At 48.0% G+C, this 15,524-nt stretch carries 17 protein-coding genes; 6 read left to right on the forward strand and 11 right to left on the reverse strand.

Going from position 1 to position 15,524, the window contains the following annotated elements:
* The first annotated feature begins 44 nt into the window (after positions 1–44).
* Entirely contained in the window at positions 45–680 is a 636-nt protein-coding gene (locus ACMGDE_RS14050; protein ID WP_436833438.1) for a YceI family protein, read from the forward strand.
* A 23-nt stretch (positions 681–703) separates the two neighbouring features.
* Positions 704–1,744, forward strand: a complete 1,041-nt coding sequence (locus ACMGDE_RS14055; protein WP_436833439.1) for a ligand-binding sensor domain-containing protein — start codon at positions 704–706, stop codon at positions 1,742–1,744.
* Between the two features lie 82 nt (positions 1,745–1,826).
* On the opposite strand, the gene ACMGDE_RS14060 is transcribed toward ACMGDE_RS14055, so the two are convergent.
* A complete protein-coding gene (locus ACMGDE_RS14060) occupies positions 1,827–4,247 on the reverse strand; it encodes a TonB-dependent siderophore receptor (RefSeq protein WP_436833440.1) in 2,421 nt (806 codons plus the stop codon).
* 122 nt (positions 4,248–4,369) lie between these two features.
* Between ACMGDE_RS14060 and ACMGDE_RS14065 the strand changes: the two genes are divergently transcribed.
* Together ACMGDE_RS14065 and ACMGDE_RS14070 are read left to right on the forward strand one after the other, a co-directional pair.
* Positions 4,370–5,671: a DEAD/DEAH box helicase gene (locus ACMGDE_RS14065; protein ID WP_436833441.1), complete on the forward strand. Its 1,302-nt coding sequence runs from the start codon at positions 4,370–4,372 to the stop codon at positions 5,669–5,671.
* A gap of 31 nt (positions 5,672–5,702) precedes the next feature.
* Complete coding sequence (locus ACMGDE_RS14070) at positions 5,703–5,912, forward strand: DUF1456 family protein (protein WP_436833442.1); 210 nt, start codon at positions 5,703–5,705, stop codon at positions 5,910–5,912.
* A 2-nt stretch (positions 5,913–5,914) separates the two neighbouring features.
* Here the strand turns inward: ACMGDE_RS14070 and ACMGDE_RS14075 are convergent, their stop codons facing one another.
* Positions 5,915–6,448 carry a DUF4199 domain-containing protein gene (locus tag ACMGDE_RS14075; RefSeq protein WP_436833443.1) on the reverse strand — a complete coding sequence of 178 codons (534 nt, stop codon included), beginning with the start codon at positions 6,446–6,448 and terminating at the stop codon, positions 5,915–5,917.
* A gap of 107 nt (positions 6,449–6,555) precedes the next feature.
* Positions 6,556–6,972, reverse strand: a complete 417-nt coding sequence (locus tag ACMGDE_RS14080) for a response regulator transcription factor (protein WP_436833444.1) — start codon at positions 6,970–6,972, stop codon at positions 6,556–6,558.
* Positions 6,973–7,103: 131 nt separating this feature from the next.
* On the opposite strand from ACMGDE_RS14080, the gene ACMGDE_RS14085 reads away from it, so the two are divergent.
* Positions 7,104–7,991: a fructosamine kinase family protein gene (locus tag ACMGDE_RS14085; protein WP_436833445.1), complete on the forward strand. Its 888-nt coding sequence runs from the start codon at positions 7,104–7,106 to the stop codon at positions 7,989–7,991.
* A gap of 37 nt (positions 7,992–8,028) precedes the next feature.
* Positions 8,029–9,129: a redox-regulated ATPase YchF gene (ychF, locus tag ACMGDE_RS14090; protein ID WP_436833446.1), complete on the forward strand. Its 1,101-nt coding sequence runs from the start codon at positions 8,029–8,031 to the stop codon at positions 9,127–9,129.
* 58 nt (positions 9,130–9,187) lie between these two features.
* Here the strand turns inward: ychF and ACMGDE_RS14095 are convergent, their stop codons facing one another.
* The 8 genes from ACMGDE_RS14095 to ACMGDE_RS14130 form a co-directional block, all read right to left on the reverse strand.
* Positions 9,188–9,757 (reverse strand): Crp/Fnr family transcriptional regulator, encoded by a 570-nt coding sequence (locus ACMGDE_RS14095; RefSeq protein ID WP_436833447.1) that lies wholly within the window; start codon positions 9,755–9,757, stop codon positions 9,188–9,190.
* Positions 9,758–9,867: 110 nt separating this feature from the next.
* A complete protein-coding gene (locus ACMGDE_RS14100) occupies positions 9,868–12,246 on the reverse strand; it encodes a TonB-dependent receptor (RefSeq protein WP_436833448.1) in 2,379 nt (792 codons plus the stop codon).
* A gap of 8 nt (positions 12,247–12,254) precedes the next feature.
* Positions 12,255–12,863, reverse strand: a complete 609-nt coding sequence (locus ACMGDE_RS14105) for a hypothetical protein (protein ID WP_436833449.1) — start codon at positions 12,861–12,863, stop codon at positions 12,255–12,257.
* A 182-nt stretch (positions 12,864–13,045) separates the two neighbouring features.
* Entirely contained in the window at positions 13,046–13,306 is a 261-nt protein-coding gene (locus tag ACMGDE_RS14110; RefSeq protein WP_436833450.1) for a DUF6597 domain-containing transcriptional factor, read from the reverse strand.
* Positions 13,307–13,350: 44 nt separating this feature from the next.
* Positions 13,351–13,824: a DUF6265 family protein gene (locus ACMGDE_RS14115; RefSeq protein WP_436833451.1), complete on the reverse strand. Its 474-nt coding sequence runs from the start codon at positions 13,822–13,824 to the stop codon at positions 13,351–13,353.
* 52 nt (positions 13,825–13,876) lie between these two features.
* Positions 13,877–14,683 carry a DUF6597 domain-containing transcriptional factor gene (locus tag ACMGDE_RS14120; protein ID WP_436833452.1) on the reverse strand — a complete coding sequence of 269 codons (807 nt, stop codon included), beginning with the start codon at positions 14,681–14,683 and terminating at the stop codon, positions 13,877–13,879.
* Positions 14,664–15,083, reverse strand: a complete 420-nt coding sequence (locus ACMGDE_RS14125) for a VOC family protein (protein ID WP_436833453.1) — start codon at positions 15,081–15,083, stop codon at positions 14,664–14,666. Before ACMGDE_RS14125 ends, ACMGDE_RS14120 begins: the two co-directional genes overlap by 20 nt.
* Positions 15,084–15,094: 11 nt before the next feature.
* A complete protein-coding gene (locus ACMGDE_RS14130; RefSeq protein ID WP_436833454.1) occupies positions 15,095–15,367 on the reverse strand; it encodes a hypothetical protein in 273 nt (90 codons plus the stop codon).
* Positions 15,368–15,524: the final 157 nt, after the last annotated feature.

Here is a 15,524-nt window from a genome sequence, read left to right on the forward strand (position 1 = left end):
GGAAAGATATCAACGTAATTTCGCTGAATCAACTTTGATAGGATATGAAGAATAAAAGAAACGTTTTTTACAGCCTGCTTATCATGCTAGCAGGAGTAATTTATTTTCCTGCACAAGGTCAGCAAAAAAATGGCGCCAAGCCTGTCATTTACCAGCTCGATGTTAAAAAAAGTAAATTGTTTTGGAAGGCTCCCCAAAACCGGCATAATGGTTTTATATTATTTAATTCGGGCACCCTTAGCAATTTTACTAACGGCCGACCAACCCGGGGCATCTTCAGTATGAATATGAACAGTATGAGGAGTACTGACGAAGCCTCAGCTGCCGGAAGAAAAAAGGTTGATGATGAGCTGAGAAGCGAGAATTTCTTTGCTGTTTCAAGATATCCTACTGCCACCATGCTTGTCCAACAGATACGTCCAGAACGGAACCCTGCTACCTATAGGGTTTCGGGTGAGTTGACCATCAAGGGTGTGACTAAACCCATTGAATTTACCACTATTATGAAGCAGAACGACAGTACGATTACCGCAACGGCAAACTTGAACATTGCCCGCGCAAACTGGAATATCAATCATCAACCGAAGCCCACATCCTGGAACATCTTTGACCGACTGAAAGACGATCTTGTTGACGAAGAGATCCCGGTGAGTCTGGAACTGGTGTTTACTAAGAAATGATTTTAAGGTAATAAAAAGAAAAAATGATGAAATACGTACATGTATATGCTTTGTTCTTGATGTTTGTTTTTAACACTTCCTGTAAAGGACAAAACAAAACAGACCTCCCAAAAGAAAATATCAAGTCTGAAACCAAAGACATAACCACTTCCAACGGGCCTAACGGCATCGTTCGTACAATCAAGCAAGATAGAAAGGGCAACATTTGGATTGCCTCATGGGAAGGTGTTTTTCGATACGATGGAAAATCGTTTACTAATATCACCAGTAAAGTGAGTTCGGCCCGCTTCTTTTCTGTTTTAGAAGATAGAAAAGGGAATTTTTGGTTCGCTTCCATTGGCTCCGGGGTTTATTACTACAATGGGAAATCGTTTCGAAATTTTACAACTAGGGATGGGCTTGCTAATGATCGGGTTACTAATATTTATGAAGATAAAACCGGTAATATTTGGTTCGGCACTGAAGTCGGAGCAAGCCGTTACGATGGGAAATCCTTTCAAAATTTTAAAATGAACGCGGCCCCTCCCGTTACTGAGGTTGATTCTGTCCACGTATCAGTTTACCAACGTCCGCTTCTGGAAGGTCATTGGATGCATAATGATGTCAATGCTATCATTGAAGACAAAACAGGAAAACTTTGGTTGGGTACAAGAGGCTATGCCAGCGTTTATGATGGAAAGACATTTACCACCATAACCAATAAAGACGGCAAGGCTTTCGCGAATGTTCGTTCGATAATCAAAGACAAAAAAGGCAATATTTGGCTCGGTGGCAACGATGGCCTTTGGCGCTATGACGGCAGTACATTTACCAATTTTACCCAGCAGTTTGTTGGTTATGTCTACGAAGACAAAAAGGGCAATATTTGGACCAGTTCAGAAGAAAGCCCGAGGGGTAGTTGGGCACTTTCCCGTTATGATGTAAAAACATTGTCTGATAATAAGCCTACTGTAACCAAAATAAAGTCAGGAGAAGGAATGATTTTTGGGATTTTGGAAGCTAATGATGGGAGTATTTGGTTTGGCACAGGAGATGGGGCATATCGCTATGATGGAATTCGATAACAACCCAACTTGGGGTACAAAGCCGGATTAATACTCTCCATTCAGCATCAATCCGGCTTTTTATTATACAATTAGCGCCCCCTTAAAATTTATAAGCAAAGCTCACCGCGAAATTGCGCGGACGCTGGGGATTGACCGACCAGTATCCGATGTAGTATTCCTCATTGGTCACGTTATTCAAATTGAATGTCAGTCGGTAATGCGCCGCATTGTAGAACAGGCTGGTATTCAACAGCGTGTAGCTGGGCAGGTAAAAAATACCGGTCACGCTGTTGTCAATCACTTTATATCGACCAGCGTAATTTCCGCCGAGGCCTAACCCGAAATTTTTCAGCTTTCCGTTGGTAAGCGTATAAGTCGCCCAGAGATTGGCCAGGTGTTGCGGTCCCTGTCCGCCCGGAGCCCTCCCCGGTTCGGAGTAAAAATCATCTGCGTCGCCTTCGATAACTTTGGTTTCGTTATAGCTGTATCCGGCAATCAGGTTAAACTCGGGTACCGGGCTGTAATTGACATCCGCTTCAATCCCCCTGCTGCCTACCTTGCCTCCTTGGATGGCGTTGAGCGGATTAGCCGGGTCGGGCATCACCCTGTTGCTCACCTTGATATCATAGGCGGAAACAGTGGCAAATAAGGTATTGTTCAAGAGGTTGGCCTTGACGCCGACCTCCGTCTGGTTGGCCTGTTCCGGCCGGAATGATTTAATACGGGTATTGCCGCCATCGGCGTCGGACACCTGCTGGGGAGCGACGTTGATAAACGCATTCATATAATTGGCAAAAAGCGATACTTTATCCAATATCGGCTGATACACCAGTCCAAATTTAGGCGACAGGGCGACCTGGTCAAAGTCGTCTTCATCCGTGTCACGCTCTCCTTTGGCGTCAAAATAATCGAGGCGCAAACTGGCCATGGCCATCAGGCCCGGCGTGAGGTTGAGCACGTCGGAGACATAGGCACTGTATGAACTACGGCTGATGTTGCTATTGGTTCCCTCCATGGTACCCAGCAGATTTTCAATGGACGCCTGCGTGAGGTATACCGGCGGAAGCCCCGCGCCGGTGAACGGATCCGTGTAGGTGACATCGCCCTGCGGTGTTACGTTGCGGGCAAACGCCCAGCCCGAACCATTGTCGATCATGTTCATGTGATAAAAGTCCAACCCGATAAGCAACCGGTTTCGGAGATTGCCCAATTTGAAATCACCGTTGAAATTCTGTTGAATATCCGTGGTACTGGTGGTTTGCAATTCCTTATGGAAATATTGGCTAAAATAGTTGTCGCCTGCAACATCATCCCATATATACGTATAATACCCATCGGATTTCACCGTGCCGCGTGAAAAGGCGGTTTGCGATGTCCACTGATCGGATAACTTATACACCATCTGTCCCTGCAGCGTATACCGCGGGTTCTTTATGGTGATATCATTACTGGTAAACGACAGATCGTTGTTGAGATTCAACTCCGCTATGGTGGTAAAGTCGAGCGGACTCAGCCTATCGGAATGGAAGAACACCGGAGCCGCCGCCCGTTTCTCTTCAAGTATCTCGGCAGTGAAGTGGAAGGAAAGCCGGTCATTCACCTCATAAACAAGGGATGGTGCAATGAAAAAGGATTTTTTGAATCCGGCATCCTGGAAACTGTTTTCCGAATGATAAGCCGTATTGATACGCACTGCGATTTTCTCTGTTTTACTGAGCGGCGTATTGACATCGGCGGTCATGCGGTTCAGTCCAAAGCTGCCGAAGTGGTAAGACACTTCGCCCCCAAAATTAAAATACGGTTTCTTGGTGACAGTATTGATCAGCCCCCCATAGCTATAAAAGCTACCGCCGAATAAGGTGCCCGATGGACCTTTGATCACTTCGATCTGTTCTACATTGGCAGGGTCAAGGTTGCCGCTGGTGAGACCGGGCAGGCCGTTGTATAACACGGGCTGTGCATCGAAGCCCCGCAGCGCAAAATACGCCGCCCCATCGCCTGCCCTGCCTGTGGATTCCCACGTACGCGTGATGCCCGGCACATTGCGCATCGCATCGTCATAGTTCGTTATGCCCTGCTGCTTGAGCAGCTCGGCGGAGACCGTGTTATACACCTGCGGGTTTTCCAAATTCTTCAGGGGCATTTTAGCAATAATCCGGTTCTCTCTGTTCGGGTTCCTGGCAGATACCATGACCTCCCGCAGCTGTTCAGCGGTCTCTTTTAAGACGAAACGGACTTCGGCGGTTTGTCCCGACTTGACCTCAACGGCCTGTTCCTGGCTTTCCAGTCCGATGAGCGAAGCCCGCAACGTGTACGAGCCGGGCTGTAGATCATTGATTTCGAAATATCCGTTCTTATCCGTGGATGCACCTTTGCGCATTCCATCGATCGTAACGCTTACCGACGCGGCGGGATCCCGATCGGCCGTGTTCACCCAGCCGTTGATCTTCCCGGTTTGAGCGAATGACAGGTTGATGGCTAATAGTAATAAAATGGCGCTATAGCTTATTTTTCCTTTCATGATTTTCAATTTGTTGGCGAAACTACTATTTAAAACCATTCTAAACAAAATAAGTGTACAAAAATTTCTCTGACCTATTCCGCCGCTTTTGCCGTACCTTTGATGCGAATTCGCCCATGCACATGTTAAAACAAGCACTCCATAATCTAAAAATTAATGCCCTCAACGAAATGCAGCAGGCCGCTATCCAAGCAGCTGAAGCGCGTGATGTCGTACTGCTTTCGCCCACGGGTTCCGGGAAGACGCTGGGCTTTTTATTGCCGCTGCTCCAGTTACTGGATGCCCATATCCCCACTGTTCAGGCGCTGATCGTCGTGCCTTCGCGTGAACTTGCATTGCAAATCGAACAGGTTTTCAAAGCCATGGGCACTGGTTTCAAAGTGAACTGCTGCTACGGCGGACATCCGGTCAATATCGAAATCAACAACCTGTCGCAACCACCGGCCGTGCTCATCGGTACGCCCGGCCGTCTTGCGCATCACCTGCGCCGCAAAACGTTCGACACGGGTACGGTGAGCACCTTGATTCTGGATGAATTTGACAAGGCACTGGAATTTGGCTTTCAGGAAGACATGGCCTACATCATCAAGCAATTGCCGGCGATCAACAAACGCATGCTCACCTCCGCCACGCAGATGGACGATATTCCGGCGTTTACCGGCATTAGCGATCCGAAGACACTCAATTACCTATCGCACGTGGCATCCGCTCCTAACCTGACGCAAAAGGCAGTGATTGCCGAAGCTGCCGATAAACTGGATGCCTTGTTTGCACTGATCTGTAAAATAAGCGACAAGCCCACACTGGTTTTTTGCAATCACCGCGAAGCGGTGGAACGCATCAGCGACCTGCTATGGGACCGGGATCTGCCGCACGACATCTTCCACGGGGGCATGGAACAGGACGACCGCGAGCGGGCATTGCTCAAATTCAGGAATGGCAGCCATCGCATATTGATCACGACCGACCTGGCCTCGCGCGGCCTGGACATCCCTGAAATCGAGCATGTGGTACACTATCAGCTGCCGCATAATGAAGAGGCATTTTTGCACCGTAACGGACGTACGGCAAGAATGCATGCTACCGGCACATCCTACCTGTTTTTGACGCCGGGTGAAAAGCCAGCTTATCTAAAGGAATTGCCGGAAAAAGAAGATTTACCGGAAAACCCCAGCATCCCCCAACCGGCTGACTGGATTACGCTTTATATTGCTGCCGGTAAAAAAGAAAAAGTAAACAAGGTGGATATCGTCGGGTTATTACTGCAAAAAGGCGCGCTCGCTAAAGACGACCTTGGGTTAATCGAGGTATTGGACCACTCGGCCTATGCCGCCGTGAAACGCGACGAGATTGAGCGGGTTGTACAGCTGGTCAAAAACGAAAAGATTAAAGGCAAAAAAGTTAAAATAGAAATTTCAAGGTAATTGCATTCATACCATGAGCAATAATGATATCATGAAAAAACTCCGGGTGGCGTTGAAAATGACCGATGATGACATTGTCGCCGTATTGGCATTGGTGGATTTCAGGGTGACCAAGACCGAACTCAGCGCGATATTCCGCAAAGAAGACCACCCCAACTTTAAACCCTGCGGCGATCAGCTGCTCCGCAACTTTTTGAACGGATTGATCATTTACAAACGCGGACGCAAGCCATCGGCTTAAAACTATTGCGCCGTCTGGAGACCGGGGTTGCGCTTCAACAGCAGCGCGCTGATCAGTGCGATGACCAAGCCAATGGGGAAGACTTCAGCATAGGTGATCAGTACCACCATCAGCGGGTTTTTGTACAGCTCCTTAAAGTCTGCCATTTCCGCAGTCTTCTTAGCTAATTCCGCAGCGGTAGCACCATCCGATTTAGCCGTCCGCAACACATAATCGGTATACACGTCCATGAAATCGGGAACAAAGCTGTAGTAATATACCAACCACACCAGCACGTAAATCGTGGATGCCACGAAGGCGATCCACAATCCGGCTTTGAACGCCTTGCCAAACGTGATGAAGCCACCAAGGTATTTGTTGCGGTAATTCCTCACCCCAATGAAAATAAACGAAAATGCGACCACCATGGCGGTATAGCCCATGATGGCATTGCCCTTGAAATCTTCGCTATTGTAGCACATCTGGACACTCCACACCATCATCGTGGTGATGATCGCGCCCGAAATCAGTCCGAATACAATTGCCGTTCTGTTCATAACTTGTTATTGTTGTTGTACAAAGGTGGATGCTTCCGTCGACTTCTGCCTCATACTTTTAGGTGATTTTCATAAAAACAGCTGTTCTCATCCTTAAGGATGACCCATCAGCGAGGCAGGATGCCCATCTTCTTGGCCTTATCCACCGCTTGCGTGCGCCGTTTTACTTCCATTTTTTCAAAGACCCGGGAGGTGTGGGTTTTGACCGTATTCAAGGAGACGAACAAGCGTGCAGCAATCTCCTGGTTACTCAAGCCCTCAGCCATCAGCTGCAGGACGTCCATTTCGCGGTTGCTCAGCCCAAGGCGTGCAATCGCTTCTTCATTCAACACAAAATCATGGTTAGCCGTCACCGCTCTCTCTACCACGACTGTCCTTACGTTGGGCCTGGCCAATTTCAGTGCCAGCCAGATACCCAAGCCGGTAAAGATGAGCGCGATGAAGCCCACATAAATCTCAAAATAATGATTGATCACAATGAAACGCAGCTTCAGCCATTGCAGGAGAAACAGCAGTATCGCCATTGATATTCCATAAATCAATGCCGTTCGATATTTTGCAATGCGGTGTGTGGACATCAATCAGTCACTTTCTCACAAAACTAAAAAATTGCATGGAACTCTGGATGATTTCGGTGATATCCTTATTTTGCAGCATGATCTTGTCCCAATCACTTATGCAGGCGCTGGAGATCGCGCTGAAGGACGTGGCACCGCGTGACTACCGGGTTCAGTCCTTCGCACCCATCAGTGGCGGCAACGTCAACCGGGCTTTTCAGCTTAGTAACCGGCAGGGCCGATACCTGGTCAAGACGAACGGCGATCCCCAAGCCATGTACATGTTCCTCACCGAATCCAAGGGACTGACATTGCTGCGGGAAGCTACAGCAGCCATACATGTGCCCCAACCGCTAACGGTAGGCCATGCTGACGGTGAGGCGTTTCTGCTGATGGCTTGGGTCGATGCAGGCGACAAGCAGCAACCAGCGGCACAGGAGGCGCTGGGCAGGCTGCTGGCTACCCTGCATCAGCGACACGGAACTACTTATGGACTAGACCACGACAATTTTATCGCCCGCTTGCCGCAGGACAATACTCCTTCAACTGATTGGACGGACTTTTTTATCAGCCAGCGGCTGCAAAAACAGCTGGATATGGCAGGTGAGCAACTTGATGCCGGTTTGCGGAAGCAGTTTGACCGGTTGTTTCTTCGCGTTGCCGAGTTGTATCCCCAAGAGCTACCAGCGCTCCTGCATGGCGACCTGCGGAGCGACAACTACCTGATCGATGCCACGGGCCAGCCCCTATTGATCGATCCCGCGGTTTATTATGGTCATCGGGAAGTCGACATTGCCATGACCAAGCTATTCGGTGGATTTTCCGATCGGTTTTATGCCGCTTACGACGAGGTTTACCCGTTGCAGCCGGATTGGGAGGCACGTGTCGACTTGTGGAACCTCTATCCCCTGCTGGTACATGTCAACCTATTTGGAAACGCCTATCTCGGTCCGCTACGGCAAGCATTGAGCAAGTACTTGTCATAATTTTACTTACCTTTGCACCGTTTTAAAAAAAAGTTTCATGGCATTACAATGCGGCATCGTAGGCCTACCGAATGTAGGCAAATCCACTTTATTCAACTGCCTTTCCAACGCCAAAGCGCAGGCGGCTAATTTCCCCTTTTGCACCATTGAACCCAATGTGGGTGTCATCACGGTGCCGGACGAACGGTTGAATAAGCTGGCAGAATTGGTAAAACCGCAACGCGTGGTGCCCAATACGATCGAAATCGTGGACATCGCTGGCTTGGTAAAGGGTGCCAGTAAAGGCGAAGGCCTGGGCAACCAGTTCCTGGGCAATATCCGTAACACCGATGCCATCATCCACGTACTGCGCTGCTTCGACGACGGCAATGTCATACATGTAGACGGGTCTGTGGATCCCGTGCGGGATAAGGAGATCATCGACACCGAATTGCAGCTGAAAGACCTGGACACGGTGATCAAACGGCTCCAGAAGGTTGAAAAGCAGGCCAAAACCGGAGGCGACAAAGAAGCGAAACGGACGTACGAAATCCTGTCTGTTGTAAAAAACCACCTCGAATCGGGCAAGTCTGCCCGTACCGCGCCGATTGAAAAGGAAGACTTTGAGTTTATCAGCGACCTCGCCCTGCTGACAGTAAAACCCATTCTGTATGTCTGCAACGTGGACGAGGCTTCGGTCAACACCGGCAATGCATATGTCGACCGCGTGCGGGAGGCCGTGAAAGACGAAGATGCCGAAGTGCTGGTCATCTCTGCGCAGATCGAATCAGAAATCGCCCAATTGGACAGCTACGAAGAGCGGCAGCTCTTTCTGGAGGATCTCGGCCTCACCGAATCGGGCGTCAACAAGCTGATCCTGGCCGCGTATCGGCTGTTAAACCTGGCCACATATTTTACGGCCGGGGTACAGGAAGTACGGGCATGGACCATCGAAACCGGTTTCACAGCCCCGCAGGCCGCAGGCGTCATCCATACTGATTTTGAAAAAGGCTTCATCCGTGCAGAGGTCATCAAGTACGGGGATTTTGTCAAATATGGCTCAGAAGCGGCGGTAAAAGAAGCTGGCAAATTAGGCGTGGAAGGCAAGACCTACATCGTGCAAGACGGCGACGTTATGCATTTCCGGTTTAATGTGTAATATACTCGTCAATTATTTTAAAATCTGTTTTAGCCGTTTCTATAAATCTGCTTTAGCTTTATTTATTCGGCTTTTTGGCGCGTAGGCGACTTAGGCTTTGCGGCTCGATTCCCATATAAGAGGCGAGGTCGTATTGGTGCATATTTTGGACAATATCCGGATTGGTATTACTCAAATATTCATAGTACGAATGTGCATCCTGGCTGATCAGATCCGTAATCCGCTGCTGGCATTTAACTAACAGTTCAAATACCAGCTTTTGATACAGGTCCTGTACGGCGGGAAATTGCTTTGAGGCTTCCTTAAAACCATCCTTCGAAATTTCATATGCCTCTGTGCGTTCCGTAGCTTTCAGATATTCGTCAGTAGCGATTTGATTTTGAAAACTGGCTAAACAGGTGATGAACTCCGAGGACAACGCCAAATGCCGCGTCACCGCTTTTCTGTCTGTCATATGTCCCAATATTACACTTCCTGTTTCTATGAAATAGATACGCTTTGCTATACGTCCGGGGGCAAGGAGGTATTCGTTTTTTTTGTATACTTTCTTTTTGAAATAATTACATAGGGACGATACACTGCTATCCGAAAATCCGGCCATTGAGAATTTTTTTTTTAGGTTTTCCATGCCAAGATATTTTTATTCCAGAACAATGCCTAATAAAGCGACGATCTTCCAAAGCAAATATAAAAAATATCTTGATTAAGATTTTGTCCATTACGATTGTTTTTCACCGCCTAAAACTGCATCCTGTATCCAAAGTCAGGGAAAAAACCGATCTGGTTTATTTGATCGACATTATTGGAGAGCCGGTTGTAACGGTTTACAAACACGTTATTATTATTTGTAATGTTCTGCAGGTCGAGGTAAAACCGATGGGAAAGCTTCCTTTTTTTGCTGTTCACGTTTATGCCGAATTTGAAATCGACTCTGAAGTAGGGTGAGTACTGCGCTGAAAATGCGAGATCGTCCCTAAGCACCTCGAATCCGGCAGCTGAAGAGGCTTCTAAATCTACCGGAGTATACCGCCTGCCCCCTGCTGTGGACAACCTGGTGTCAAAGAATAACGAGTTTCTTCCTTGCTTCCCCAACCTGAATTCTCTGCCACCAAGTGCATTCACCACATATCCGTTGTTGAAAGGCGAATCGCGTTCGACGCCGTCGCTTGCGATATATTTTGCTTCAAAGACAGAAGCAGTCAACAGCCCGTAATACCCTTTACTGAAGAACTTTTCCAGGGTAAATTCTATACCGCTGTTATTTCCGGTTCCCACGCTTACCAAGCCTGTTTTATCTATGGAGAAACCAAAATCCGCACCTTCCGTAAGGGTAGAATAACTGCTGGGACGAGCTTCCACGGCCGCCCTGTCTATGTCCTGATAATAGGTTTCCAATTTGACCCGCCAGTCCTGCCCCAACCTGATGTCATAGCCCAATACATAGTGCCTGCTCCGGACCAAATCGAGTTGCCTGTTCGTCTGTAGGCGTATGCCGTTAATATCTTCACTTAGCAACAATATGGGCGGAGGTACGTTTTGGTGGTGCAGGCCATAGCCTATGTTGATGGACTGCCCATTGCGAATGTTCCAGGACAGTGAAGCTCTGGGTTCGGCTACCAGTTCGTTGTTGAGCGAAAAATACTGTCCGTGCAGCCCGGCATTCAAGGTAAATTTTTCCGACAACCGATACTGTCCCTGAATGTAGGGTTGGAAAACAGAAAAGCCCTCATCGCTATCTCTTAACTGTACGAAGTCCGGATAACCGTCGCTGTCGGCGTCTTCCTGCCTGAAACGAGTGCTATGGCTGGCATCAAGGCCATAAAGCTCGTATAAAGCCCCGACAGCGTACGAAAGACGGCTGCTTATCTTGGAATTGTAAAGGGAGGAAAATATGAACCGAGTCTCGCTGTTGTCTTCATATACGTATTCCAAGGTTGTATCGTTTGGCGAGCCATAGTGGAATATCCTTTCTCCGCGGACCGTATTTCCGGAAATGGTGCCCGCTAAGATCGTACGGACAGATGCGTGTCCGTTGATTTCCAGGATATTTTTCACTCCAAGCACCCCGAACCGCGATGTGACCAATGTATTCTCATCCGGAGCAGCAAAGAGGTCGCTTTCATCAATTTCACTGCCAAGGAAATCAATATCCGAAGTACCTCCGATTCCGAACACCGAAAACTTCCCCCATGCGGTCCCGCCAAAGTCAAGGTTAAACGCAATGTCCCTGTAATTAGGCGTAGCGTTTGTCGTTCCTCCCGCACCGATCAGCCCAACGAAGCCATACCTTCCGGCAGCCAGAAACGAACCGCCTTTTTTGCCTAAAGGTCCCTCGGCCATGGCCTCTATGCCTGTCAATGCACCCAGTGAAACTGTATATTCGAAATCATCCGTATTGCCTTTCCGGAAGCCAATGTCAAAGACCCCTCCCAAGGCATTGCCGTACTCGGCCGGAAAGGCAGAAGTGAGAAAGTCCGAATTGGCCATGACGTTGGCATTGAGGGCTGAGACAGGGCTGCCGGTCGTACCCAAGGTGGAAAAATGGTTTGGGCTGGGAACCGGGATACCCTCGATGCGCCAAAGCAACGCCGAAGGCGAATTTCCTCTTACCACGATGTCATTGCGGCTGTCATCCGGCGTGGAAACCCCCGAAAAGTTGCTGGCAAGCCGGGCTACGTCACTTCTTCCTCCGGAATACCGGGTAATCTCTTCCACCGCAACCTGTCTGGCCGAGACAATTGCCATCTTGTTCAAGGGCCTGTCCTTGCCCGCCCCCATAGTTATGACGACTTCATCCAGGCTATTGTAGCTTTCTGTGAGCTTTGTGTCAGCCACAGCTTCCTTGCCCGCAACCACATCGACATTGAATATGGTGGTAGACAGATAGCCGAGATGCGCGACGATGAGTGCGTGCCGACCAAGCGGTACACCGTTCAGTCGGTAGCTCCCGTGGTTGTCAGACTGGGCGCTGAATGTGCTGTCGCCCACGACCTTAATGGTCGCACCCGTTATCGGCAGGTCTGATGCATTGTCTACGATTCTACCCCTGATATTGCCTGTTTGACCCTGTGCCGTGGAATAGAAAAAGCCAACTAACACCACTACGTATTTTATCATGGTGCGGATTATTTCTTCCTGAAATCAAATTTCCATCCGATGGCAAAGCTCGGTGTTACGAACGCAGGTCTTATCCGGAAGTTATCTCCACTGGCGAAATGCTGTTCTTCCGGCCTGGAAATGATAAGGGCCGCCGTAGCTTTCGGTAACGCGTAAAAACCGGATCTATTCCAAGGATACCATATATAGCCGATGGAAGGCGCAACGAAGCCGTTTGTGTTTGAAATAGATATCTCGTTCTGTGAAACCGTAAACTCTTCCACCCCGATGCCTATTTCGCCGAAGAATCCTTCACCATGTCTGGAAAAATGGTATCTTGTCAATGCGCTTGCGATCCAATCCAGGTGAATATCCATATTATCGAAATTATCGCCCGTGAACAGTATTTCCTTCGTATTGCCATTGATATTATGGCTGGCAACCAACAGACCAAAACTGAATTTGGTTTTTTGGGGGTGGTAGTAAAGGGCTAAATCGTATCCTGATTGCAAATACGTGGTTACTCTGGCCTCCACTGCAATACCGGACTCCCGGTAAGGGCTTTCCTGAGCTGATAATTCCTGCTGAACGAAAATAAGCGCAGCGAAAACAAAGACGATGTTTTTTGTAGCTTTCATAATACTGACCTGTTTAATGTTGGTTCAAAAGTAGGCCGGATCAAACGCGGGAAAAATCACATTTGTTAAGAATTGTCCGAATTACTTTACTTCTGGCAGCTTGGATAACATGCGGGTCTGACACGTCGTATACCCGAAGCCCGGCATTAAACCAGGTCATGTAAAACAAATAGTTGACCTGATCATCTACCTACATATCCCGTAGGTTCGATATAAAAAGGTTCGATGGTTTGGCCAAGCACCAGGGCCCGGGGTTGGAGGATAAATTCATTCTCGGAAGTGCATCGCTTGATGTCATCGCCAAGGGTGAAAGCCATTTCGATGCAACCATCGGGAATGATCCGCTGCCTTTGCGAATCTGTATCGGCCGGAACTTCCAGCGTCCAATAGCATTTCACAAGCGGTGCCAGATCCGGATGTGGTTGAAATGTTTGATAGTTCATTGCTTTTTTCGCCCCTGGCTAAATTACAAAAAAGCCAATGCACTTTATCTGATCCGTTTCATCGGGAATGTTTGTTTGCGTTCCTGCCCGTTTCTTATCCCCGAAATTTCGGCGACCAATGAATCCGAATTGATTTTCGTATAGGTGATGACCTGCGGGAAATCGTGCTGCGGATTTTCAAAGACCAACACATTGTCCGTAATGGTTGTAGACGCAAAACTAACGGGCAAGCCATCGTTTTGGTTTGCAACGGACACGATATAATATAGTTTCTGCTCTTTTTCCACCAATTGTATGGTTTCAAACATGGCCGTGTCTTTATCATTCAGGAAATAACTTTTTCCAATAAACCCGCTGTCATTTGATTGGCTCCAGCTTTCGTAAAGGCTTCCTTTGGGTGTTTTGTTTTCCCAGGTGCCAATAAGCCATTCGGCCTTTTTGATTTCATCTATTTGCCTCGCTGCCCAGCTGCAAAAGACAATTAAACCGACAACCGCAAGCGTTATTTTCGTCCCCATAGCTTGTACCATTTGATTAGATCTTAGACTCATTTTGCAATATGGCAGTAAATTAACAATTCATTCGAAACGTAAAATTGTATAAACGCGACAAGTCTAATCCGTACCGTAGTCCCGTAAACTCCTTGAAGTCTCTGATGAAATGCGCCTGGTCGTAATATTCGCCCGCGTAAGCTAAAGCCGTAAGGCTGGTATATTGCTTGGTCAGCAATAATTTGAGGGTGGTTTGCAGCCTGATGGTTTTAGAAAGTTGTTTGGGACTTAAACCGACAGCGGATAAAAACTTGCGTTCCAACTGCCGCCGGTTGATTTTGATCTGTCCGGAAAGTTCATCGACTGAAAGTTGCCCGTTGGCACCCAGAATGGTTTCAACAGCTGATTGTACAAACCGGTCAATGGTTTCACGGGTTAACCGGCTCGATAAAAAGGATTCAACAGCGCTTATTTTTTCCGCTGTGGTTTTCGCATTTAAGACAGCCGATTCCAATGCGGTTCCGTCATTCCCGAATAGTTTTTCCAACGCGACGGCCTTGTTGTCCATTTCTTTTAGGGGCAGGTTGCCAAATGGAATAAAACCACCAGGATGGAAACGGACGGAGAACATCCCGGTTTCTCCGGTTGGTTCGATCTCGAGCGGTTCGGTCAATTGGCCGAAGACGCAAGACCTTGGCTGGACCACGCTTTGCCCATTTCCCATATATTGTTTGTACAGATCTCCGTAATGGAAAATCATTTCCATGCAGCCGTCCGGGACAATGGTCTGCCGTTGGGGACTTTCTTCTTTCGGGCTTTCCAGCGTCCAATAGCATTTCACGAGTGGACTTAGGACCTTGCTTGGTTCAAATAGTTGATAGTTCATCTGTCGAAAGGTTCAACTGCCAAGTGACACCAAATTTATCGCCAACCCAACCGAATCTTTTGCTGAAACCGTAGTTGTCTAGCGGCATGTATATTTTCCCGTTCTCAGATAGCTTATAGAATAGCTTTTCAAGTTCGCTGTCTGTTTTGCATTCGACATACAATGAAATCGCCGGTGTGAAAGTCCATTCGTGTTTTACGTAGGTATCGCTGCAAATAAACTGCTTTCCGTTCAGTTCGAACGTGGCCATCATGATGGTTCCTTCTTTGGCAGGCCCGCCTTTGCCGTGGCGGTGGATGTCGATGATCTTGGAATTGTCAAATAGTCCGACATAAAAGTCCATTGCCTGTTCGGCATTGTTTTCCTGAAATGTCAGGAATGTGGTGATCTGTTTTTCCATGTTACTTCATTTTAACCTTTGTTATCAATTGTTTTCTTCGTTAAAGGCATCGTCCATTGCGATTGCGGCAAAGCTAACATGGTGAAACTACTGGTCATCATCCGGGCATCCCACTGCTGCAAATAATCTGGAGCATTTTCCCGATGATTTCGTTCCAGCCGCCGTTGAAGCTCTTCCAAGCAAAATCCGGACTGTCCTGCGGAAAGGTCTCCAGTCCGTTTAGGGACTATCGAATCAAGATATAGCAGCGCTTCAGCTAAGGTTCCCTTAATGCTCACGTGCATCCAACGCCGGTATGATATATTTCATCAACACCTGGAAAGGCAACTTCGACGCCCTTGAATTATACGTGTTGCCCATGAAAACCACAACCGTATCCAGTTCTGGAATCACCATGATATATTGCCCGCCATTGCCGGACGCGAATACGACATTGTAGCT

This window comes from Parapedobacter brassicae (genome assembly GCF_051400755.1).
GTDB lineage: Bacteria > Bacteroidota > Bacteroidia > Sphingobacteriales > Sphingobacteriaceae > Parapedobacter.